Genomic DNA, 21447 nt, shown 5'->3' with positions numbered 1-21447 from the left:
ATCGGATCGGATTGGATTCAGCCTAAAAAAAAGGGGGCTAACCAGGAGCCCCGCTTTCATTCGCGACGAGTCGCGCAGCCGGGTATCAGGCGGCGGCTTCTTGCACTTCCACGAACTCGTCGGAGCTCTCGGTCGTCGTAGCGGCCTTGACCACTTCGTTCACGGCGTTGGCACGGCCTTCGATGATCGCGTCAGCGATACCACGGGCGTACAGCGTCACGGCCTTGGCCGAGTCGTCGTTGCCGGGGATCACGTAGTCGATGCCTTCAGGCGAGTGGTTCGTATCGACCACACCGATCAGCGGAATGCCCAGCTTCTTGGCTTCGGCCACGGCGATCTTGTGAAAGCCCACGTCGATGATGAAGATGGCGTCTGGCAGAGCAGCCATGTCCTGGATGCCGCCGATGTCCTTTTCGAGCTTGGCGATTTCGCGGGAGAACGTCAGTTGCTCCTTCTTGCTCAGGCTGTCGAGGCCAGCTTCTTGCTGGGCCTTCATGTCCTTGAGGCGCTTGATCGAGGTCTTGACCGTCTTGAAGTTGGTCAGCATGCCGCCGAGCCAGCGCTGGTCCACGAAGGGCACGCCTGCGCGCAGGGCTTCGGTGGACAGGATTTCACGGGCTTGGCGCTTCGTGCCGACCATCATGATCGTGCCGCGGTTGGCAGCCAGTTGCTTGGCGAACTTTTGGGCTTCCTGGAACAGTGGCAGCGACTTTTCCAGGTTGATGATGTGAATCTTGTTGCGATGGCCGAAGATGTAGGGGGCCATCTTGGGGTTCCAGAAGCGGGTTTGGTGACCGAAGTGGACACCGGCTTCCAGCATTTCGCGCATGGTAACGGACATAAAAATACTCCAAAGGTTGGGTCTAAAATCCAGCCCCAATACTTGCGATGCGGTGCGTTTGCACCAGCAGCGCAACACCTTGACAGGGCTGGTTTGCGATTAGTCTTGCGAAAGCTGCCACACGCGCCGGCTACGGTGCTTTCATTGAACGAATCGACTCGACATCGATTCCCCCTCTGCACTGCCGCCCTGCCCGCGCTACTGCTCCCAGCAAAACCCAAGGATTCTAGCATACCCATGTTTGCCGACCTGACCGCCACCCGCGCCCGCCTGCAGGGTGGCGCCGCCACCGCTCCAGCCGAGCTCGAGCGCTGCATGGACGCAGCGCTGGCACCCGCCAACACCCACAGCTTTCTGCGCACGGACTTCGAGTCCGCACGCACCACTGCGGTGCAACCTGGCATCGACCGCCTGCCTTTGGCGGGCCTGGCGGTCTCGGTCAAGGACCTGTTCGACATCGCAGGCCAGCCCACGGCAGCCGGCTCCACGGCGTTGGCAGGGGCGCCGGCAGCCGCCCAGGACAGCCCTGCGGTGGCGCGGCTGCGGGCTGCGGGCGCCGCCGTCATCGGCCGCACGAACATGGTGGAGTTCGCTTTTTCGGGCGTGGGTGTGAACCCGCACTTCGGCACTCCGGCGGCATTCGACGCGCGCCACGGCGCCCTGCCTGGCGCGCCGCGCGTGCCGGGCGGCTCCTCGTCAGGCGCCGGGGTCTCGGTGGCCACGGGGGCGGCATTTATAGGCCTCGGGTCGGACACCGGCGGCTCCATCCGCATTCCGGCGGCGCTCAACGGCATCGTGGGGTTCAAGAACACGGCGCGGCTCGTGCCGACGTCGGGTGCCGTGCCGCTGTCCACCACGCTCGACACCGCCTGCGCACTGACCCGCACGGTGCGCGATGCCATCGTGGTGCACGAAATACTGGCCGCGCGGCGCGTGACGCGCAGCCAGGCACCGCTATCGCAGTACCGCCTGGCCATGCCCCGCACGCTGTTCCTGGACGGCATGGACGCCACCGTGGCGCGGGCGTTCGAGCGCACCCTCTCCACGCTGCGCGCGGCCGGGGCGACCATTGACACCATCGACCTGCCGGCCGTGCAGGAGCAGCCCGCCTACGGCTTTGCCGCGCCCGAAGCCTATGCCTGGCACCGCGACCTGCTCCAGCAGGTGCCGGAGCGTTACGACCCGCGGGTGCGCCAGCGCATCGAAAAAGGCGCCACGGTGATGGCCTGGGAATACATCGACCTGCTGCAGGCGCGCCAGCAGTGGATAGCGCGCATACAGGATGCCATCGACGGGTACGATGCCCTGCTGTCGCCCACCGTGCCCATCGTGGCGCCACTGCTGTCCGACGTGGCCCCCGGGGCCGAGCGCGACACCGAGTTCTTTCGCGTCAACAACCTGCTGCTGCGCAACACCAGCGCCATCAACCTGCTGGACGGCTGCGCGCTCTCGCTGCCCTGCCACGTGGCCGGGGAACTCCCGGTCGGCATCATGGTCTGGCACGGGGCGCTGCGGGATGATGCGGTGCTCAATGTCGGCCAGCAGATCGAGCAGATACTACAAAAACAATAGCTGTCAGCGCTTGCCTATCAAGCGCTACCGGCCTAAAACCGCATATTCATGAAGATTGCCATCGTGGGCGCCGGCATTGTCGGCGTCACCACTGCCTACGAACTGGCCAGCGACGGCCACGAGGTCACCGTCTTTGAACAGCGCAGCGCTGCGGCCGAAGAGGCGAGCTTTGCCACGGCCGGCCTGCTGGCCCCCCATGTGCTGAACCCCTGGGCCGTGCCCGGCTTCGGCCAGGCGCTGCGGCTCACGGGCGCCCAAGCCACACTGCGGCTGGCCGGCGGCATCGGGCGCGCCAACCTGGCGTGGCTGTGGCGCTGGCGCAGCGCCGCCCGCCAGCACAGTGCCCCCGCCCCAGCCCTCGAACGCCTGGCGCAGTACAGCCTGGCGCGGCTCAAGACGATTGCCACCCAACACGAACTCGACTTCGAAGCCTGCGACGGCCGGCTGGTGCTGCTGCGCAGCGAGGCCGAACGCCAGGCGCTGCAGCCTGCGCTGCAGGTGCTGCGCGATGCGGGCGTGGCCGTGCACGAGATCGATGCCGATGCGGCACGCAAGATCGAGCCCGGCCTGTCGCCCGAAGCACCGCTGGCCGGCGCCATCCACCTGCCCGACGCCTGGGCGGGCAACTGCCGCCTGTTTGCCCAGCTGCTGCGCCAGGGCACGCAGGGCGCAGGCGTGCAGTTCGCGTTCGGCACCCGCATCAACCGCGTCAGCAGCAGCCCCACCGGCGTGACCGTGCAGGGCGAGGCCGAGCTGCACCGCTTCGACGCGGTGGTGCTGTGCGCGGGCATGGCTTCTGCCGCGCTGCTGCCCGCGCTGGGCCTGGGCCTGCCGATGACCGCCGTGTACGGCTATTCGGTCAGCGCGCCGCTGCGGGAAGACACCCACGCCCCGCGCTCCAGCGTGGTGGACATGGCCCAGCAGATCAGCATCACCCGGCTGGGCCAGCGCGTGCGCATCGCCGGTGGCGCCGAGCTGGCGGGTGCCAATGCCGAGCACCACACACCGACGCTGCAGCGCCTGTACCGCACGCTCAACGACTGGTTTCCGGGCGGCGCACAGCTGTCCGCCAGCTTGCAGATCTGGCGCGGCGCCCGCACCATGCTGCCCGACGGCGCGCCGGTGGTGGGCGCCAGCGGCCTGCCGGGCCTGTGGCTCAACACCGGCCACGGTGCCGGGGGATGGGCCCTGGCCTGCGGCAGCGCGCGGGCCGTGGCCGATCTGGTTGCGCAACGCGAACCCGAAATCAACCTCGACGGCCTGGGCATGCGCAGGTTCTGACCTGCCCCGGCGCCCGCAGCACACGCGGCGCGCCGTTGCCCCTGGCGCACCGGCAGGCTGTGCAACGTCGTCGGCCGGGCAGGCAGGCTGCTGAGGCCGGCATCTTTCGATCCCCACCAACACCATGAAGCCCCCCTACCCCCGCAGGGCACGAGGCGCGCGAGGGGCACAATGACCGCCACCACAGCTTGCAGCATTGCAGTGCGCCGTCAGCGGTCTCGGACCGCACCTGGCGCGCAGCCTCACACCCCATGCACCGCATCGCGCCCCACCAGCCCCACCCGCTATTCAACACCGCCGCTACCCGGCGCATCGAGCACGCGGCTGCAGCCGCCCTGCCCCCGCACACGCTGATGCAACGCGCGGGCGCTGCCGTGGCCCGCCTGGCCCTGGCCCTTGCCCCACACGCCCGCACGGTGTGGATCGCCTGCGGCCCGGGCAACAACGGCGGAGACGGCCTGGAAGCCGCCGTCCATCTGCAGCGCAGCGGCCGCCAGGTGGTGGTGACCTGGCTGGGCGAGCCCGACCGCGCGCCCGCCGACGCATTGGCGTCGTGGCACCGGGCGCGCGATGCGGGCGTGTGCTGGGCCGATGGCCCGCCCGAGCAGATGACGGCTGCAGACCTGTGCATCGATGCGCTACTGGGCATCGGCGTGTCGTCTAAACCCACCGCACCCAGCCGTGTGCCGGACCCTTGCCTGCTGGCCTGCCTGCACGCACTGCGCACCAGCCCGGCGCCGGTACTATGCGTCGACCTGCCCAGCGGGCTGGATGCCGACACCGGCCAGTTTGCCAGCGGCCTCGCGCCTGCGGCCGAGCACCATCTGCCTGCCGCCCACCACACTGCACCCGCGCGCCACACACTGAGCCTGCTCACCCTGAAGCCCGGGCTGTTCACCGCCGCCGGGCGCGATGCGGCAGGGCAGGTGTGGCTGGACACCCTGGGCATGGACATCGGCCAGGCAACCCCCTCTGCCTGGCTGTCGGGCCCCGCCCAGGCCACGCCGCGCGCGCATGCCAGCCACAAGGGCAGCTACGGCGATGTGGCCGTGGTGGGTGGCGAGGGCCTGGCCGACCGCGGCATGGGCATGGGCGGCGCGGCGCTGCTGGCGGCATCGGCGGCCCTGCATGCGGGGGCGGGCCGGGTGCTGGTCGCGCTGCTCGACCACGGGCACCTGCAGCTGGACCTGCAGCAGCCTGAACTCATGTTCCGCCGGTTCGAAGCGCTGGACCTGGAGCAACTCACCGTCGTCTGCGGTTGTGGCGGCGGCCAGGCGGTGGAGCGCGTGCTGTCCGACGTCATCGAGCGCGCGGCGCGCCTGGTGCTGGATGCCGATGCGCTCAACGCCATCGCCCCCAATGCCGCGCTGCATGCGCTGGTGGTCGCACGCGGCCAGCGCGGCCAGCCGACGGTGCTGACGCCCCACCCGCTCGAAGCCGCACGGCTGCTGGGCCTGTCCACCGCCGAGGTGCAGGCCGACCGCCTGGCCGCGGCGCACCAGCTGGCTGCCCAGTTCAACTGTGTGGCGGTGCTCAAGGGCTCAGGCACCGTGGTGGCGGCGGCGGACCGGGCGCCGGCCATCAACCCCACCGGCAATGCCCGGCTGGCCACGGCAGGCACCGGCGATGTGCTGGCCGGCATGGTGGGGGCCCACCTGGCCGCAGGTGCCAGCGCTTTGCGCGCAGCCAGCGAAGCGGTCTACCTGCACGGCCAGGCTGCGGATGCATGGCCTGCGGGCCAGGCACTGACCGCCAGCGCGCTGGCGCGGCGGTTGGGCGGCTGACGCAACGCATTGCGTGCAGCAGATACACATCGACATCGAACATCGCGCGTTGCCTTGGGTGAGCTGCGCCGCAAGGCAACCCAGGCCGCCGCAGACCTGCATTGACTTCGACCTATCCCTCTACCTCGACCCCAGCATCATGTGCACAGGGCGCGCTGCTGGGTGCAGCGCCTGCCTGACTCTCACGCCAGCAGCGTGACTTGCCTCAAGGGCTTGAGCACGCTCGACGGCGTCATGCCAAAGGTCTGTCGGAACATGCGGCTGAAATGGGCCGAGTCGGCAAACTCGCCGTGCAGTGCCGCGTCGGTCAGGCGGGGGCTGACGGCCAGGCCCGCCATGGCCAGCCGCACCTGCGACCACACCCGGTAGCTGCGCAGGCTCACGCCCATCTCGGCGCGAAACAGGTGGTTGAAACGCGAGGTGGACAGCTGCACGCCAGTGGCCAGCCCGGCGCGTGCAATGCGCTCCCGGCGCTCCTGCGGGGGATGGCGCAAAGCCTGCAGGCTGCGCGCCACCCGCGCATCCAGCGGCCGCCCCGGGTCACCGCCCACGCACGGCAGCAATGCGGGCAGGTCGAAGTGGCGCAGATAGGTATCCATGGTGCTGCGCGCCGCCACAGGCACCGCCACATCCAGCACCACCCCGCCCAGTTGCTCGAACGGTCGTCGCAGGCTGCGTGCCTCGTGGGAGTCGGGCTCTAGGTACACCAACGCCACCGTCTCGCCACACGGGTCGAACACGTGCTCGACGCCCGCCGCCACCAGCGCGCTGCGGCACGTCTCTGCCCGCCCGGCGCCCCAGTGCAACGCAAACCGGCCCGACAGGCCGATGAGCAGAACCGGAGCCGCATGGCAATGCCAGCCCGTGGCCGGAATCTCGCCCACATAGAGCGCCTTGTCAGTGCAGAGAGTCAGTGTGTTGGTCGCTGGCATAGCCCAAACCTGCAAGTTTTATGAGCGTGTTCTCGGTAGCCTCGCCCGGCCGCCATGACGCGATGACGTACCGGGGACCTGCGTGGCTCCACCCACCCCCCCACGCAGCCCGCGCCACCGCAGCATGAACACACCACCTCAGGGAGACCCACTCTTGAAACGCATCGCTTTCTTTTCTGCTACTGCTGCAGCAACCCTGGCCCTGATGAGCGCCCCCGCGCTCTACTACGGTGCTCCGTCGCTGTTCAAGGAGCCGTTGCTGCATCTGAACCGCAGCCTGTCGGGCATGGAAGAAAAGACCATCACCGCCGCGATGCACACCGTGCACTATCTGGACAGCGGCACGCCCCAAGCCCCCGCGCCGCAGGGCTCGCGCGACGGCAGCATGCCCATCGTCTTGCTGCACGGCATTTTTGCGGAGAAGGACCATTGGGTGGATTTTGCGCGACCCCTGACCGGTCAGTACCGGGTGATTGCCCCCGACATTCCCGGCTTTGGCGAGAGCACCCGGCGTGACGATCAGCCGTACGACTATGCCGCGCACACGCAGCGCCTGGCCGCGTGGCTCGATGCTGTGGGTCTGGAGCGCGTTCACCTGGCGGGCAATTCCATGGGCGGCACCATCGCCGCGCTTTTTGCGGTGCAGTACCCGGACCGCGTGGCCAGCGTGGCCTTCATCGGTGCACCGCACGGCATCCGGTCCCCACAACCCAGCGCGATGGACCGGCTGATCGACGCGGGGCAACGTCCCCTTGTGGCGCACGATGCGGCAGCCTTTGACGCCATGATGGCGCTGGTGTTTGAAAAGCGCCCCTTTCTCCCCTACCCCATCCTGCAGGCCTCCGAGCAGGATGCCTTGCGCAACGCGGCATCCAACACCCGGCTGTGGGACGCGCAGTTGAAGGACCGCTACCTGCTGGAGCAGCATCTGGACCAGTTGCAGCGCCACCCCACCCTTGCGCTGTGGGGCGGCAGCGACCGCGTGTTCGACCCGTCAGGGCTGCAGCGGCTGCAGACACTGCTGCCCCAGGCAAAGGCCGAAACGCTGCCCGGCATCGGCCACCTGCCCATGATGGAAGCACCGGCAGACACAGCGCAGCGATACGCCCGTTTTCTGGGGTCGCTGGCCGAGGCTGCTCATTCTGTCCAGCCTGCCCAATCTGCCCGGGCGGCTGGCGGCTTCTTGAAATAAAAATAGCCGCTACCGCTTGTCCATCAAGCGCTAGCAGCTATCAATAAGTGAGCACCCAGCTCAGGCAGGCAGATGCCCGTTGCCCAGGCACGCAGCCGTGGGCACGGGCGAGCGCCGCCTCGGTCAGCTGCGGCGCGGCTTGCGCGCCTTGGCCTTGTTTTGCTTGCCGGCCACGGCGCTCTTGACCGACGCTTTCAAGGACTGGATCGGCGAGCGTGCAGCACGCTCCCGCGACAGGCCCGCCTGCTCGGTAGCCGACGGGGCCGGGCCCTTGTCAGCCTTGCGCCCGCCCGACCGGCCGCCCGACTTGCGCGCGCTGCCACCACCACCAGGGCCACCGCCGCCGACACCCTTGTCCTTGAGCGCACGGCCCAGCAGCTCTTCGCCTTCGCGCACTAGGCGGAAGTCGATCTTGCGGCCGTCCAGGTCCACGCGGCTGACCTGCACCCGCACCCGCGCGCCGATGGCATAGCGGATACCGGTGCGCTCGCCGCGCAGCTCCTGGCGCGCCTCGTCGAACTTGTAGTACTCGCCACCGAGTTCGGTGATGTGCACCAGGCCTTCGACGTACATGGCGTCCAGCGTGACGAAGATGCCGAAGCTGGTGGCCGCACTGACCACGCCGCTGAACTCCTCGCCCAGGTGCTCGCGCATGTACTTGCACTTGAGCCAGGCTTCCACGTCGCGGCTGGCCTCGTCGGCACGGCGCTCGTTGGCGCTGCAGTGCAGGCCGGCGGCCTCCCAGGCCTGGACTTCGCGGCTCGGCGGTTTGACGTCCTTGCGCGGCTTCATGCCGGGCGCGGCGACGCGGGAGGCCAGGCGCTTGGCCAGCTTGGCATGCGCCTCGCCCGGTGTGGGCAGCGATGGCAGCTTGTACTGCGTCTTGGCCAGGATGGCCTTGATCACGCGGTGCACCAGCAGGTCAGGGTAGCGCCGAATGGGGCTGGTGAAGTGGGTGTACGCGTCGAACGCCAGACCGAAGTGGCCGCTGTTGATGGGCGTGTAGATGGCCTGCTGCATGGAGCGCAGCAGCATGGTGTGGATCTGCTGCGCGTCGGGGCGGTCCTTGGTCGCCGTGGCAATCGCCTGGAAGTCGCCCGGCTTGGGGTCGTCGCCGATGGTCATGCCCACGGCCATGGCCTTGAGGTAGTTGCGCAGGATTTCCTGCTTCTCGGGCGTAGGGCCTTCGTGCACGCGGAACAGGCCGGGCTGGCCGCCCTGCGCGATGAAGTCAGCGCTGCATACGTTGGCGGCCAGCATGGCCTCTTCAATGAGCTTGTGCGCATCATTGCGGGTGCGCGGCACGATCTTTTCGATGCGGCCGTTCTCGTCGCAGACGATTTGCGTCTCGGTGGTTTCAAAGTCCACCGCGCCGCGCGCCTGGCGTGCAATCAGCAGCGCGCGGTACACGTCGTGCAGGTTGAGCAGGTCCTTGACCCGGTCCTTGCGCTTGCTCGCCTCGGGGCCGCGGGTGTTGGCCAGGATGGCCGCCACCTCGGTGTAGGTGAAGCGTGCGTGGCTGTGCATCACGGCCGGATAGAACTGGTACGCATGCACCTCGCCCTTGGCCGTGACCAGCATGTCGCAGACCATGCACAGGCGCTCCACATCGGGGTTGAGCGAACACAGGCCGTTGCTGAGCTTCTCGGGCAGCATGGGGATCACGCGGCGCGGAAAGTACACGCTGGTGGCGCGGTCGTACGCATCGATGTCGATGGCGCTGCCGGTCTCCACGTAGTTGCTCACGTCGGCAATGGCCACCAGCAGGCGCCAGCCCTTGCTGCGGCCGACCTTGGCAGGCTCGCAGTAGACGGCATCGTCGAAGTCGCGCGCGTCTTCGCCGTCGATGGTGACAAGGGGCACGTCGGTCAGGTCCACGCGGCGCTTCTTGTCCTGCGCACGCACCTTGTCGGGCAGCTCCTTGGCCTGGGCCAGGCACTCGGCCGAGAACTCGTGCGGCACGCCGTACTTGCGCACCGCGATCTCGATCTCCATGCCCGGGTCGTCCACCTCACCGAGCACTTCGGTGATGCGGCCGACAGGCTGGCCGAACAGTGCGGGCGGCTCGGTCAGTTCGACCACGACCACCTGGCCGGGTTTGGCAGCGCCCGTGGCGCCCTTGGGGATCAATACGTCCTGGCCATAGCGCTTGTCTTCCGGCGCGACGAGCCACACGCCGCTTTCCTGCAGCAGGCGGCCAATGATGGGCTGCGGCGGGCGTTCGATGATCTCGACCACGCGGCCTTCGGGACGGCCGCGGCGGTCCTGGCGCACGATGCGCACGCGCACACGGTCCTTGTGCAGGACGGCGCGCATTTCGTTGGGGGGGATATAGATGTCGCCTTCGCCATCATCACGGATGACGAAACCGTGTCCATCACGGTGCCCCTGCACGCTGCCTTCAATCTCGTCCGACAAATGCGCGGACTGCGCGCCGGGGGTGGTTTTTTTGATATACAATCTTAGTCTTTCCTGAAATGCCCAGGTGGCGGAATTGGTAGACGCACTAGTTTCAGGTACTAGCGAGTAACATCGTGGAGGTTCGAGTCCTCTCCTGGGCACCAAGTTTAACGAGAACCCGTGAAGGTTTTCAAAATATCGAAGCCGCTGTACCCACAGCGGCTTTTTTATTTTCCGATCCAGTCGCCGCGACCCGCATCGACTTCCGTCACGTGCGGTCCCTGGATCGGCATCATCGGGTTGTCGGCTACAGCGTGCTGCGCACTACGGCGCGAAGCGCGAGGCTTTGCCCCGTCGTTGCCCGACACTCCGGTCACTACGCCAAGCAATGCCGTGTCGTGCCGCGCACACACCCTCTCCCTCGCTCTCTCTACGCACCGCATTCCCAAAAGGCCTCCCACAGAACGCGTCGGAGACATTTTTCAAAAATTTTCACTATTTGATCCGGCACCCCAATTTGTTGTCCTATAATTCGAGGCTGATCTGAAAGCCCAGGTGGCGGAATTGGTAGACGCACTAGTTTCAGGTACTAGCGAGTAACATCGTGGAGGTTCGAGTCCTCTCCTGGGCACCAAACACATGAAAAGCCGTTGCATTCGCAACGGCTTTTTTGTTTGTGCACGGTTTGTGCGCGGCATCTTTGGTGAGTGCCGCGGAGTCCGGCGCAGTACCGGCCTGCCCTACTTCAAAGCGCAGGCGCAGCAGGTCAGTTTCCAGTTGAGTGCAGCACTGCGCGCACCGCCAACTGCCCACACGCTCTCAGATATCGGGGATCAGTCTTTTGCCCAGGCTGAACGCTTCGTGGCGCTCGTAGCCCAGCTTGTCGTAGAAGCCCAGCACCTGGGCGTTCCCGGTGCGCGCCAGCACATTGGTCTTGGGGCAGCCCATGGCAAGCAACCGCTCTTCAACCTCTGCCATCAACCGCCGCCCCAGCGCCAGGCGCTGGTGACCGGGTGCCACCGCCAGGTAGTACACCGAGCCCCGGTGTCCGTCATAGCCGGCCATGGCGGTTCCGACCAGGCGATCTTCCCCGTCGTGCGCCACGGTGGCGACCAGAAAAAGCTCGGGCTGCACCAGCAGCTTGCGGGCAATATCCTTGTGCGGATCGTTCCACGGACGCACCAGGCCGCAGTCACGCCATAGCGCGACTGCGGCGGCCTCGTCGGCCACCCTGAACGCACGAATGCGCACAGGCGGCAACGCGTCAGCCATGGCCATTACCTGCTGGCTGGCGCCAATTTACTTGCGCAGCAGTGTCTTGAGCACGGTCTGCAGGCGGCGTGCGCTGCCTGCGTCGCTCGGGCTTGCCAGCACGCGCGCGGCGTCCTGACCCCAGGTCTGCGCAGGTGCCGGGTCATTGCGGCGGGTGAGCAATTGCAGCTGCAGCATGCGCCGCGCCGAGATGTGCTCGGCCGGCGTGGGTGCGTCGGCTGCCATCTCCAGGCGCAGCAGGGCCTCGCCAGCCTCGCCCTTGGGTGCGGACGACACGGCCTGCGTCCAGGCGCTGCGCACGGATGCGGTCACGCCGGAGCCCAGATCCTGGGTGCTGGGCACCAGGGCTGCATCGCGCTTTTCCCACGCGGTCATCAACTGGGTCAGCGCCTCGCCATGGGCTTGGGCTGCCAGCTTCTTCAGGGCCTGCTGCGCATGTTCCATGGCATCGCGCTGGGCGCGGAAGGCGGTGTCACCCAGACGGGGGCCACGGTCTTCGTATGCTGGGCGGTCGCCAAAGCGGCCACCGCGGTCGCCCCGCTCTGCACCACCGAAGCGGCCATCACTGCGCGGGGCACCACGGCCTGCATCGCGGTCACCAGGACGGCCGTCACGGCGGTCACCCGGGCGCGCGCCGCGGCCGGGGGCTGCAGGCGCATCCTTCTTCATGCCGGGGCGGTCATCGCCACGCACCGCCACCACGGGGCGCGCAGGCTTGGGTGGAGCGACCGGAGCAGCAGGCGCGGGTGCCGATGCATCCGCGTCCGTGCCGTCGGCGGCAGCGGCGGCAGCGGCGGCATCGCCTTCTGCTGCTGACTCACCAGCCACTGGTTCGACAGCACCTGCAGCTGGCTCGGCAGAATCTGCCGGCGCGGGCGCCGGGGCCGCGGATGGTTCGGCCTTTGCGGCAGCGCTGGCCGCCTCTGCCGCCTGGGCCTGGCCGCGCAGGGCGGCTTCCAGTGCCTGCAAGGCAGAGCGGATCTGCTGCGCATCGCCAGTGGCGTTGGCCGCTTCCAGCGCCTTGGAGGCATCGAGCACCACGCGGTCGCGCGCGCTCAGCTCGGTCACCGAGCGCTCGCGGTCGGCCGACTTGCGGTTGAAGGCTTCGTCGATAGGCTTGCGGAAGGCATCCCACAGTTTTTGCTCGTGCTTGCGATCCAGCGGCACGGTCTGCGCTTCGGCCTGCCAGCGTTGCTGCAGCGCCTTGATCGCGTCGATGCGCAGCGCGGGCGCAGCGCCCAGGGCCGTCGCTTCGTCGATCATGGCGTGGCGGCGGGCCAGGCTGTCCTTTTGTGCAGTCTCAAACGGTGCCGCAGCGCCTGAAATCGCCTGCTTCCACAGCGGTTGCAGTTCGGCAAACAGCTTCTCGCCCACATGGCCGCCTTCGCGCCAGCGGTCGCCGAACTGATGCAGGGCGCGGTTGATCGCCTTCCAGTCGCCCGATGTGGAGTGCTCCTGCGTCCAGGCCTTGACCTCTTCGATCAGTGCCAGGCGCTGGGCCTTGTGCTCTGCGGCTTCCGAGCGGATCTTGTCCAGCCAGGCTTCCACGACCTTGTGCGCGGCGTTGCAGGCTTCGTCGAACTTCTTCCACAGCGCGTGGTTGGGCGCACCGCCCTGGTCTGCCTGCTTCCACTGCTCGCGCAGGGTGCGCAGGGTTTCCTGCATCTTGCGGCCACCCAGGGCCTGGCCGTCGGGGCGGTTGAGCAGCGCTTCGGCCTTGGCCACCAGGTCTTCACGGACCTGGTCGGCGCTCCAGCGCTGCCAGCCTTCCAGCTCGCCAGCGGCCACCAGGGCCGTGTGGACCTGTTGTTCGAGCGCATTGTCGATGTGCTTGCCGTGCACCTTGAGCACCGCACGCAGCGCGGCGGCAGCACCGGCGCTGGCTTTGCCATGGCCTTCTGCGGTTTCTTTCTCCAGAGTGTCCAGCGCTGTGCGCACGGCCTGGGTCGCCTTCTCGACCACCTCGGGGGCGACCTTGGGCTTGGGCGCGCGGGCAGGCTTGGCTGCTGCTGCAGCAGCGGCAGCCGCTTCCGTGGGCAGGCCACGCGCAGCGCGCAGTTCGTCGGCCCACACGGGCACCGGCGGCAGCGGTGCGTTGGTGTCTTCTGCGGCGGCCACGGCCTGGGCCAGAGCCGGCTGGAACGCCTCCCACACCACCAACAGTTGAGTGCGCGATGCATCGAGCAGCGGCGGGAAGCGCGCTTCCACACTGGCCCAGCTCGCGTCGCCGGTCAATTCCTGCGCCTGCTCCTGCCAGCGGGCCACATCGGCACGCAGCAGTTCGAGCGCAGCCTGCGCGTCGCGCCAGGGCTTGGTGGACAGCACTTCGATGCGCTGGGCCAGCAACACAGCGGCCTCGCGCTGGACCTGTACGCGGTGCTGCAGATCTTCGATCACCTTCACGCGGTCGGCCACCTGCACCTTGAGCAGCGACAGCGGCTCGCGCGACAGCGGCGCACCTGCCTTGGCGGCATCGCGCTGCCATGCCAGCGCATCGGCGATGTTGAGCTTGGGTGCGGACAGCAGGGCCTGGGCCTTCTCGGCCCACTCGGCCGAGATGACTTCCTGGCCCTTGGCGCGGCGGATTTCGTCCAGGCGCTCGCGCACGGCACGTGCCGCACCCTTGTCACGCCCGCTCAGCTCCTTGAACACCTCTTGCAATTGCTCGGGCGCGGGTTGCGTGGCCAGCCAGTCACGGATGCGGGAGGCGCGCTCGCCAGACGTGGCGGCCGAAAAAGCGCCGCCGGTCAGCGCATCCAGCGGATGGGGCTCATGGGTTTTGGCCGGAGCCGGATTCACGTCAGGTGCGTCGGACATTTTGCTGCGGGAAAAAAATGGAAACATGGATCCAATGGATAACAAGGGCGTCCCCTGGCGCACTGCCAAAAGGACCTGCCACGGCCACCGCACTGCATGCGAGCCGAGGCGACAAAGGGGCTATTTTCACCGGGTTCTGGGTTCGGGCCCTTGCGGGCACCACGCCAGGCCCCGAGATGTGATCTGACACAAGGCTCGGGGCAGGACTTCTCTCGCTGCGGGCCTTGTCAGTGGCCACGCGCCACCAGGGACAGCCCCCATTATCTATATATAGACGCCAATGCCCAATTGCCAAGGGAGCGTCCGCACGAATTGGGCAAAAAGTGTGAGCTGCGGACCGGGCCGGGCTGTCACGCGCAAAGCACTGAAACAGCGCCATGTATTGCGAGCATCTGCTGGCGCCACGAGCTGCATGTACCACGCGTGCAGCACGTGCGCACGTCCCGCACCACGCAGCCCAAGTGCAGCCGCCGACGGCGCAGTGACAGGCGCACAGGTCACTCAGAAATCAACGAGACGCACGCCCCAACAAGAAAGCCCGACAGACAGTGCCAAAAAGGCCTGCCTGCCGGGCTTGACGGCTGACACAACGGTCTTTGCCATCGGTCGCAAAGCGGAGATGAAGGTCCGCAAGGCGAGGAGGCAAGGTATTGCCTCCAGGGGGGTGCCATGGAAGTTTTGTCTGCTGCACCGGGGCACTGAATGCCTTCGGCGGGAGACTTATTTCGTCCGGCGATGCCTGAAAACTACAGGCAGGTGAACCTTAACAAAGTTGCGAAGCGAACTCAAACGGCATTCTCAATGGCGCCATCCCGCCCGATTGAATTTGACATCGGCTTGTAACAAGCCATGTCGCCACATGGTGCTCTGCGCAGCCAAAAACACCCGAAACCTGTGATTTTTCACATGTTTTTCATGACTTATCAATCTATAAAATACGTTTCTTAGTATTGACTATGTATTTAGTGAACTTCTAGAATCCGCCAGCCCCAAAAACAGGGCTAGTAAAAACCCCAACCCGCTGCCGAACCCGGCTAAGTCGACCAGGGCCCAGAGCACGTTCCCCCACCGTGCGGCCCCGGATCGATGGCGTACCAATCCAGGCGATAGCCGGGAAAGGCGCAGGCTCAGTCACTGACTGACCTACTCGCCTGTCCTGCTGCGCTTCAGAAAGGAAGAGCTATGACAGCGTCAGGAAAGTTAGTCTCCGGCGTACGGACCTTCGTGTCCGACGTGACCGAAGGCTTCGTTGAAATCACCCACAACAGCTTCGCCCTCATCGGCCTGGCTGTGGCCTTTGTGGCCATCACCCTCACGGCGCGGCCCGACCTGCGCCAGGCCGGCGAAGAGCAGCTCATGAACTGGCTGCAGGCGCGCCAGGTTGAAGTGGTCGGCATGCCCATCGAGCCCGAAGCGAGCGAGCGCGCCACCGCGGGCAACCCCAAGGACCTGCCCAAGGAGCAGGCCGCCGTCGCCTTCTGGCTGAGCAAGAAGTACCGCGTGGCGCCCGAACCGCTGGCCGTGCTGGTGGCCGAGGCCTACGACATCGGCGCCCGCGCCAAGATCGACCCCACGCTGATCCTGGCCATCATGGCCATCGAGTCGAGCTTCAACCCGTTTGCGCAAAGCGCCGTGGGCGCGCAGGGCCTGATGCAGGTGATGACCAACATCCACACCGACAAGTACCAGAACTTCGGTGGCCACTTTGCCGCGTTCGACCCCGTGAGCAATCTGCGCGTGGGCGTCAAGGTGCTGCAGGAATGCATCGCCCGCGCTGGCTCGGTGGAAGGCGGCCTGCGTTTTTACGTGGGTGCTGCCAACCTGGCCGATGACGGTGGCTATGCCGCCAAGGTGATGGCCGAACACTTCCGCCTGCGCCAGGTGGCCGGTGGCCGCAACATGCCCACGGCACCGCCCATGCTGTCGACCCAGGCAACACCACAGATGGTGCCTGCCGCCAACACGCCCGCCACGACCCCCGTGGCCCCGAGCGCCGACAAGGTGGCCCTGCTGGCCGACCTGTGATAGCAGGCCACTGGTTCTTGATGGCTGCGCTGCGCGCAGCGCGCTTCTTGCGATAGCTCTTGCGCCAGGGCATCGCACCTTGCCCCCTCCGGCGATGCCACCCGACTCTTCACCTCAAGTACACTAGCGGGGTACGCAACTGGCGATAGGCGCAGCTCCTGTACGGGACTGCCGCTGACGTGGAAACCGACAAGGGCTGGCCTCTTGTGAACCACTGGGGAGCGTGCCGCACGGGTGTCATGCCCGCCGCGTTCAGCCGTTCGCCTGGGCAGCCCTTGTTTCAAGGGACACAAGTTCATAGGACTGCCAAAAAATGTACGACCGCAATATTCTTGTCGAACAAGCCGACCCCGAAGTCTTTGCCGCCATCCAGGCCGAGAACGCTCGCCAAGAGCACCACATCGAGCTGATCGCCAGCGAGAACTACGCCTCCCCCGCCGTGATGTGGGCGCAGGGCACCCAGCTGACCAACAAGTACGCCGAAGGCTACCCCGGCAAGCGCTACTACGGTGGCTGCGAGCATGTGGACGTGGCCGAGCAACTGGCCATCGACCGCGTCAAGAAGATCTTCGGCGCCGAAGCAGCCAACGTGCAGCCTCACTGCGGCGCGTCTGCCAACGAGGCCGTGTTCCTGGCCTTCCTCAAGCCCGGCGACACCATCATGGGCATGAGCCTGGCCGAAGGCGGCCACCTGACGCACGGCATGCCGCTGAACATGTCGGGCAAGTGGTTCAACGTGGTCTCCTACGGGCTCGACGCCAACGAAGCCATCGACTACGAAGCGATGGAAAAGAAGGCCCACGAAACCAAACCCAAGCTCATCATCGCCGGTGCATCGGCCTACAGCCTGCACATCGACTTTGCACGCTTTGCCAAGGTGGCCAAGGACGTGGGCGCGATCTTCATGGTGGACATGGCCCACTACGCCGGCCTGATCGCCGCGGGTGTGTACCCCAACCCCGTGCCCCACGCCGACGTCGTGACCAGCACCACGCACAAGAGCCTGCGCGGCCCGCGCGGCGGCATCATCCTGATGAAGGCCGAGCACGAGAAGGCCATCAACAGCGCCATCTTCCCCGGACTGCAAGGCGGCCCGCTGATGCACGTGATCGCGGCCAAGGCCGTGGCCTTCAAGGAAGCGCTGCAGCCCGACTTCAAGGCCTACCAGGAACAGGTGGTGAAGAACGCCAAGGTGGTGGCCGAGACGCTGACCGCACGCGGCCTGCGCATCGTCTCCGGCGGCACGCAAAGCCACGTGATGCTGGTCGACCTGCGCGCCAAGGGCATCACCGGCAAGGAAGCCGAGGCCGTGCTGGGCGCCGCCCACATGACCATCAACAAGAACGCGATCCCCAACGACCCTGAAAAGCCGATGGTGACCAGCGGCGTGCGCATTGGCACCCCCGCCATGACCACGCGCGGCTTCAAGGAAGAAGAAGCACGCATCACGGCCAACCTGATCGCCGACGTGCTGGACAACCCACGCGACGAAGCCAACATCGCCGCCGTGCGCGAGAAGGTCAACGCCCTGACCGCCCGCTTCCCTGTCTACCGTTAAAAATCACGCTGATCCGCATCCATGAAGTGCCCCTTCTGCAGCCACCTCGAAACGCAAGTCGTCGAAACACGGGTGTCTGAAGACGGGGACTTCATCCGGCGCCGCCGCCAGTGCGGCGCCTGCGACAAGCGCTTTACGACCTACGAGCGGCCGGAAGTCAGCTTCCCGGCCATCGTGAAAAAGGACGGCCGACGCATCGAGTACGAGCGCGGCAAGCTGCAGGGCTCGTTCAACCTGGCGCTGCGCAAGCGCCCGGTGAGCACCACGCAGATCGACAGCGCCATCGAACGCATCGAGGAAAAACTGCTCAACCTCGGCCAGCGTGAAGTCATGTCCGCGCGCATCGGCGAGCTGGTGATGCGCGAGCTCAAGAAGCTCGACAAGGTGGCGTACATCCGCTTTGCCAGCGTGTACCGCAGCTTCGAGGACATCGACGACTTCCGCGCGATGGTGGACGAGGTCCGCAAGTAAGTCGCGACTGGCTCACCACGGGCCGGTTGGGCGTGGCTTGTTCTTCGACAATATTGGCAAAAATACCGGCTACCGCTTATCTGACGGGCGCCAGTAGCTATTATTTTTATAGCGGCATTATTGTGATGGCCTCAGCCGTCTGGTACGCCTGTTGACCGGCCTCTGGCCACCCGCTGCTGGTGGCCCGCCCTGCTGTAAGCCCCCTTGGAACTTGCACCTGCTGCAGCGGTACCCATGGCAGTTGCGCGCATCGCTTCTACATCGACCACTACATGTCGAATGCCGCACGTCGCGTCGCACCTCCGCTATTTGCACACCGCACTCCACCATTGAATTGCTATATTTTCAATAGCTACTGGCGCTCACCAGTCGGGCGGTAGAGCCCGTTTTCTTCCCAAACCACCGCTTGAGCAGTGCCGCCAGCCCCAGCGCAGTGCCCGACAATGCCCCCGGTGAAATCCCGCCACTTCCTGCAGCTGGTGCTGCTCTCTGCCCTGTGGGGCGCCTCCTTCCTCTTCATCCGCATCGCCAGCCCCGTGCTCGGGCCCAACGTGATGGCGGCGCTGCGCATTGGCCTGGCCACGCTCACGCTGATCGGCATCATGCGCGTGGCAGGCGAGCGCTGGCCGTGGCGCCATTGGCGCGAGCTGCTGGGGCTGGGCACGCTCACGGTCGCTGCGCCCTTTCTGCTGTATTCGTGGGCGGCCCTGTATCTGCCAGCGGGTTACAGCTCGCTGCTCAACACCATGGCCGTTCCGTTCAGCGTGCTGGCCGCTGCGTGGATGAAGGAAGACACGCTGAGCCTGCGCAAGTGGCTGGGCTGCCTGTGCGGCTTTGCGGGCGTGGCGCTGATCGTGCAGCTGGGCCCGGTGCAGCCCACGCCCGCGCTGCTGATCGCTGCGGCGGGTTGCATCGTCGCGTCGGCCTGCTATGGCATCTCCACCACCTGGATGAAGCGCGCCACCACGCGCATGTCGCCCCTGTCGATCGCGGCGGGCATCCACGCCGCCGCGCTGGTGCTGCTGCTGCCGGGCGCGGCCTGGAGCCTGCCCGAAGCACGCTTTACCACCGGTGCCGTGGCGGCGGTGGTGGTGATGGGCGTTTTCACCTCGGGCCTGGCCTACTGGCTCAACCTGCGCGTGCTGTCCCAGGTGTCGCCGGTGGCGGCCATGAGTTCGGCGTTCATGATCCCGCTGTTCGGCGTGGCCTGGGGCCATGTGTTCCTGGGCGAGGCGCTGGGCCCCGGCATGCTCTGGGGCGGCGCGCTGGTGCTGGTGGCCACCGGGCTGGTGACGGGCTTCAACCCCCTGCGCTGGCTGGCCGCGCTGCGCCTTGGAAAGGGGTAGCCGACACCCGCCTCAGCGCGCCGGTGGTGCGGCAGGTGCTGTCGGTGCGGTAGATGCGGCGGACCGAATGCGGTCTGTGGCGGGCACCGCCACCGGGCTCTGCGTGCGGAAGTACGCTTCGAGCGCATCCAGGTCCAGCCCGCCCACCAGGCGGTCGCGGCCTTCGGTCAGCACGGTGAAGTTGTCGCCGCCGCTGTCCAGGTAGCTGCTCATCACCACCCGCACGGGGGTGTCGTCCTGCAGCGGCACTCCGTGCAGCACCAACTGGCTGACGCGCGCGCCGGGCGGCTGGGCCCGGTCGAACTGGTAGGCAAAGCCTGCGGACACCGACAGCACGCGAGGCCGCTGGACGGTGTTGGTGCCGCTGGCAAACTGCTGCTCCAGCACCGCCTTGATCTGCGCGCCGGTGAAGGTCTTCACCACCAGCTGGTTGCCGAACGGCTGCACCGCGTACAGCTGCCCGTAGCGCACCAGGCCCTGTTCGTCCGGCACCAGGTCGGCGCGCAGACCGCCCGGGTTCATGAACGACAGCTGCGCGCCGCCCTGCTCCGGCGCCTGCGTGGCCGCCAGTTGCGCGTCGGCCACCAGGTTGCCCAGCGTGCTCTCCAGCGATGGGGTGGGCACACGCCGCATCGGCCCCGCCGCCTGCCCCACCGGGCGCTGCGCCAGCGGCACGGCGGCTGCGCGGTAGGTGTCGACGATCTTTTGCACCACCGGGTCGGCCGTGAACGACGGCACCGCGGCCGTCATGTCCACGCGCCCCTGGCTGCCGGTGAAGGCCTCGCTCTGCACGATGACGTTGCGCGCTGATTTGCTCACCACGCGGCGCGTGCGGGTGTCCACCCGCAGCGCGATGTCGGTGAGCAGCGTGCCGTACTGGCCCGCGCTGGTCAAAAGGAAGGGCTTGGCCGGGTTCACCGTGCCGTAGTCGCACACATAGGCCTGGTGCGTGTGACCCGAGACCACTACGTCCACCGCTGGGTCCAGGCGTTCCAGGATGGGCACGATGTCGCCCGACAGGCCTGCACAGTTCGTGGCCTCTACGCCTGCGGTGGTGTTGCCGCCTTCGTGGATCACCACCGCGATCACGTCGGCGCCCTGGGCCTTGAGCTGCGGGATCAGCGCGTTGGCCGTGTCCGCTTCGTCCTCGAAGCGCAAGCCCGCCACGCCGGACGGGCTCACCATGGTGGGCGTGGCGCGCAGGGTCAGGCCGATCACGCCCAGCGTGACCGTGGCGCCGCCCTGCGTGAAGCGCTTGATGCCGGTGGCGGGCAGCAGCGTGCGGCCGTCTTCCACCCGCACGGTGTTGGCCGCCAGAAAGCCGAAGCGCGCGCCGGCAAAGGGCTGGCTGATCTGGCAGGGCTCGCGCACGGTGAACTTCTCGCAGCCGCCTTGCTGCAGCCGCAGCAACTCGCGCCAGCCGCGGTCGAACTCATGGTTGCCCACGGCGTTGAAGTCGATGTGCATCGCGTTGACGGCCTCGATGGTCGGCTCGTCCAGGAACAGCGACGACACCAGGGGCGATGCGCCCACCATGTCGCCCGCCGACACCACCGCGTGGTGCGGGTTGCGGGACTTCAGCGAGGCCATGGCGCTCGCGAAATACGCCATGCCGCCCGCAGGCACCTCCACCGGCCCGGACGCCGTCTGCACCGTGTGCGCCATGCGGGGCGGCTCCATGTTGCCGTGCAGGTCGTTGAAGCCGATGAGCGTGATGTCGATGTGGTCGGGCACCGCCTGCCCCGGCGGGGGCGCCACCGTGCCGCAGCCCGCCAGCAAGGCGCCCGCAGCGCCTGCCGCCGCCCACGCCGCAGCGCTGCGCGCCCATCCCGCCCCCACGGATGCCTGTGCCTTCAATCTGCGCATGGGTGTGCCTTTGTTGCTCAACCGAATAAAAAAAGGGCGCGCATTCCTGCACGCCCAGCCGCCATGGTCCGCCCGACGCCAAGGTGCGGC

The 21447-nt window shown here is 67.1% G+C and carries 14 protein-coding genes, 2 tRNA genes and 1 riboswitch; of the genes, 10 read left to right on the top strand and 6 right to left on the bottom strand.

All coding sequences use genetic code 11. The annotated features are described in order from the left end of the window. Positions 1–85 precede the first annotated feature (85 nt). The gene (rpsB, locus tag ASF16_RS04900) at positions 86–841 is read right to left on the bottom strand and encodes a 30S ribosomal protein S2 (RefSeq protein ID WP_056163599.1); all 756 of its coding nucleotides are present in this window, start codon (positions 839–841) and stop codon (positions 86–88) included. A 237-nt stretch (positions 842–1078) separates the two neighbouring features. Here rpsB and ASF16_RS04895 point away from each other — a divergent pair, with 237 nt between their 5' ends. The 3 genes from ASF16_RS04895 to ASF16_RS04885 all read left to right on the top strand — a co-directional run bounded on the left by ASF16_RS04895 (position 1079) and on the right by ASF16_RS04885 (position 5478). Further along, positions 1079–2413 (top strand): amidase, encoded by a 1335-nt coding sequence (locus ASF16_RS04895; protein WP_056163596.1) that lies wholly within the window; start codon positions 1079–1081, stop codon positions 2411–2413. Positions 2414–2461: 48 nt separating this feature from the next. After that, positions 2462–3694 carry an FAD-dependent oxidoreductase gene (locus tag ASF16_RS04890; RefSeq protein ID WP_056163593.1) on the top strand — a complete coding sequence of 411 codons (1233 nt, stop codon included), beginning with the start codon at positions 2462–2464 and terminating at the stop codon, positions 3692–3694. A gap of 251 nt (positions 3695–3945) precedes the next feature. Further along, positions 3946–5478: a bifunctional ADP-dependent NAD(P)H-hydrate dehydratase/NAD(P)H-hydrate epimerase gene (locus tag ASF16_RS04885; protein WP_056163590.1), complete on the top strand. Its 1533-nt coding sequence runs from the start codon at positions 3946–3948 to the stop codon at positions 5476–5478. Between the two features lie 182 nt (positions 5479–5660). Here the strand turns inward: ASF16_RS04885 and ASF16_RS04880 are convergent, their stop codons facing one another. Further along, entirely contained in the window at positions 5661–6410 is a 750-nt protein-coding gene (locus ASF16_RS04880; RefSeq protein ID WP_056163587.1) for an AraC family transcriptional regulator, read from the bottom strand. 154 nt (positions 6411–6564) lie between these two features. Between ASF16_RS04880 and ASF16_RS04875 the strand changes: the two genes are divergently transcribed. Next, positions 6565–7602 (top strand): alpha/beta fold hydrolase, encoded by a 1038-nt coding sequence (locus tag ASF16_RS04875; RefSeq protein WP_056163584.1) that lies wholly within the window; start codon positions 6565–6567, stop codon positions 7600–7602. A gap of 123 nt (positions 7603–7725) precedes the next feature. On the opposite strand, the gene rnr is transcribed toward ASF16_RS04875, so the two are convergent. Further along, a complete protein-coding gene (rnr, locus tag ASF16_RS04870) occupies positions 7726–10062 on the bottom strand; it encodes a ribonuclease R (RefSeq protein WP_056163582.1) in 2337 nt (778 codons plus the stop codon). 19 nt (positions 10063–10081) lie between these two features. On the opposite strand from rnr, the gene ASF16_RS04865 reads away from it, so the two are divergent. Both ASF16_RS04865 and ASF16_RS04860 read left to right on the top strand, forming a co-directional pair. After that, positions 10082–10166 (top strand) — tRNA-Leu (locus ASF16_RS04865). A 385-nt stretch (positions 10167–10551) separates the two neighbouring features. Next, a tRNA-Leu gene (locus ASF16_RS04860) sits at positions 10552–10636 on the top strand. A gap of 185 nt (positions 10637–10821) precedes the next feature. Here the strand turns inward: ASF16_RS04860 and ASF16_RS04855 are convergent. Together ASF16_RS04855 and ASF16_RS04850 are read right to left on the bottom strand one after the other, a co-directional pair. After that, positions 10822–11253: a GNAT family acetyltransferase gene (locus tag ASF16_RS04855; protein WP_369817113.1), complete on the bottom strand. Its 432-nt coding sequence runs from the start codon at positions 11251–11253 to the stop codon at positions 10822–10824. Between the two features lie 48 nt (positions 11254–11301). Beyond that, the gene (locus ASF16_RS04850; protein ID WP_056163579.1) at positions 11302–14118 is read right to left on the bottom strand and encodes a DUF349 domain-containing protein; all 2817 of its coding nucleotides are present in this window, start codon (positions 14116–14118) and stop codon (positions 11302–11304) included. A gap of 1155 nt (positions 14119–15273) precedes the next feature. On the opposite strand from ASF16_RS04850, the gene ASF16_RS04845 reads away from it, so the two are divergent. The 4 genes from ASF16_RS04845 to ASF16_RS04830 all read left to right on the top strand — a co-directional run bounded on the left by ASF16_RS04845 (position 15274) and on the right by ASF16_RS04830 (position 19491). Next, positions 15274–16116, top strand: a complete 843-nt coding sequence (locus ASF16_RS04845; RefSeq protein WP_056163577.1) for a lytic transglycosylase domain-containing protein — start codon at positions 15274–15276, stop codon at positions 16114–16116. 125 nt (positions 16117–16241) lie between these two features. Continuing rightward, positions 16242–16393, top strand: a riboswitch (ZMP/ZTP riboswitch). A gap of 36 nt (positions 16394–16429) precedes the next feature. Then, the gene (gene glyA / locus ASF16_RS04840) at positions 16430–17674 is read left to right on the top strand and encodes a serine hydroxymethyltransferase (protein WP_056163574.1); all 1245 of its coding nucleotides are present in this window, start codon (positions 16430–16432) and stop codon (positions 17672–17674) included. A 21-nt stretch (positions 17675–17695) separates the two neighbouring features. Further along, a complete protein-coding gene (nrdR, locus tag ASF16_RS04835) occupies positions 17696–18145 on the top strand; it encodes a transcriptional regulator NrdR (RefSeq protein WP_056163571.1) in 450 nt (149 codons plus the stop codon). Between the two features lie 443 nt (positions 18146–18588). Further along, positions 18589–19491 (top strand): DMT family transporter, encoded by a 903-nt coding sequence (locus tag ASF16_RS04830; RefSeq protein WP_056163568.1) that lies wholly within the window; start codon positions 18589–18591, stop codon positions 19489–19491. Positions 19492–19503: 12 nt separating this feature from the next. On the opposite strand, the gene ASF16_RS04825 is transcribed toward ASF16_RS04830, so the two are convergent. Then, positions 19504–21357 carry a bifunctional UDP-sugar hydrolase/5'-nucleotidase gene (locus ASF16_RS04825; protein ID WP_056163565.1) on the bottom strand — a complete coding sequence of 618 codons (1854 nt, stop codon included), beginning with the start codon at positions 21355–21357 and terminating at the stop codon, positions 19504–19506. Positions 21358–21447 lie beyond the last annotated feature (90 nt).

It is taken from the genome of Acidovorax sp. Leaf78, assembly GCF_001422735.1.
In the GTDB taxonomy this organism is placed as follows: Bacteria; Pseudomonadota; Gammaproteobacteria; order Burkholderiales; family Burkholderiaceae_C; genus Acidovorax.
The sequence above is the reverse complement of the archived record's forward strand: the minus strand, read 5'-3'. Positions and strand labels throughout refer to the sequence as shown.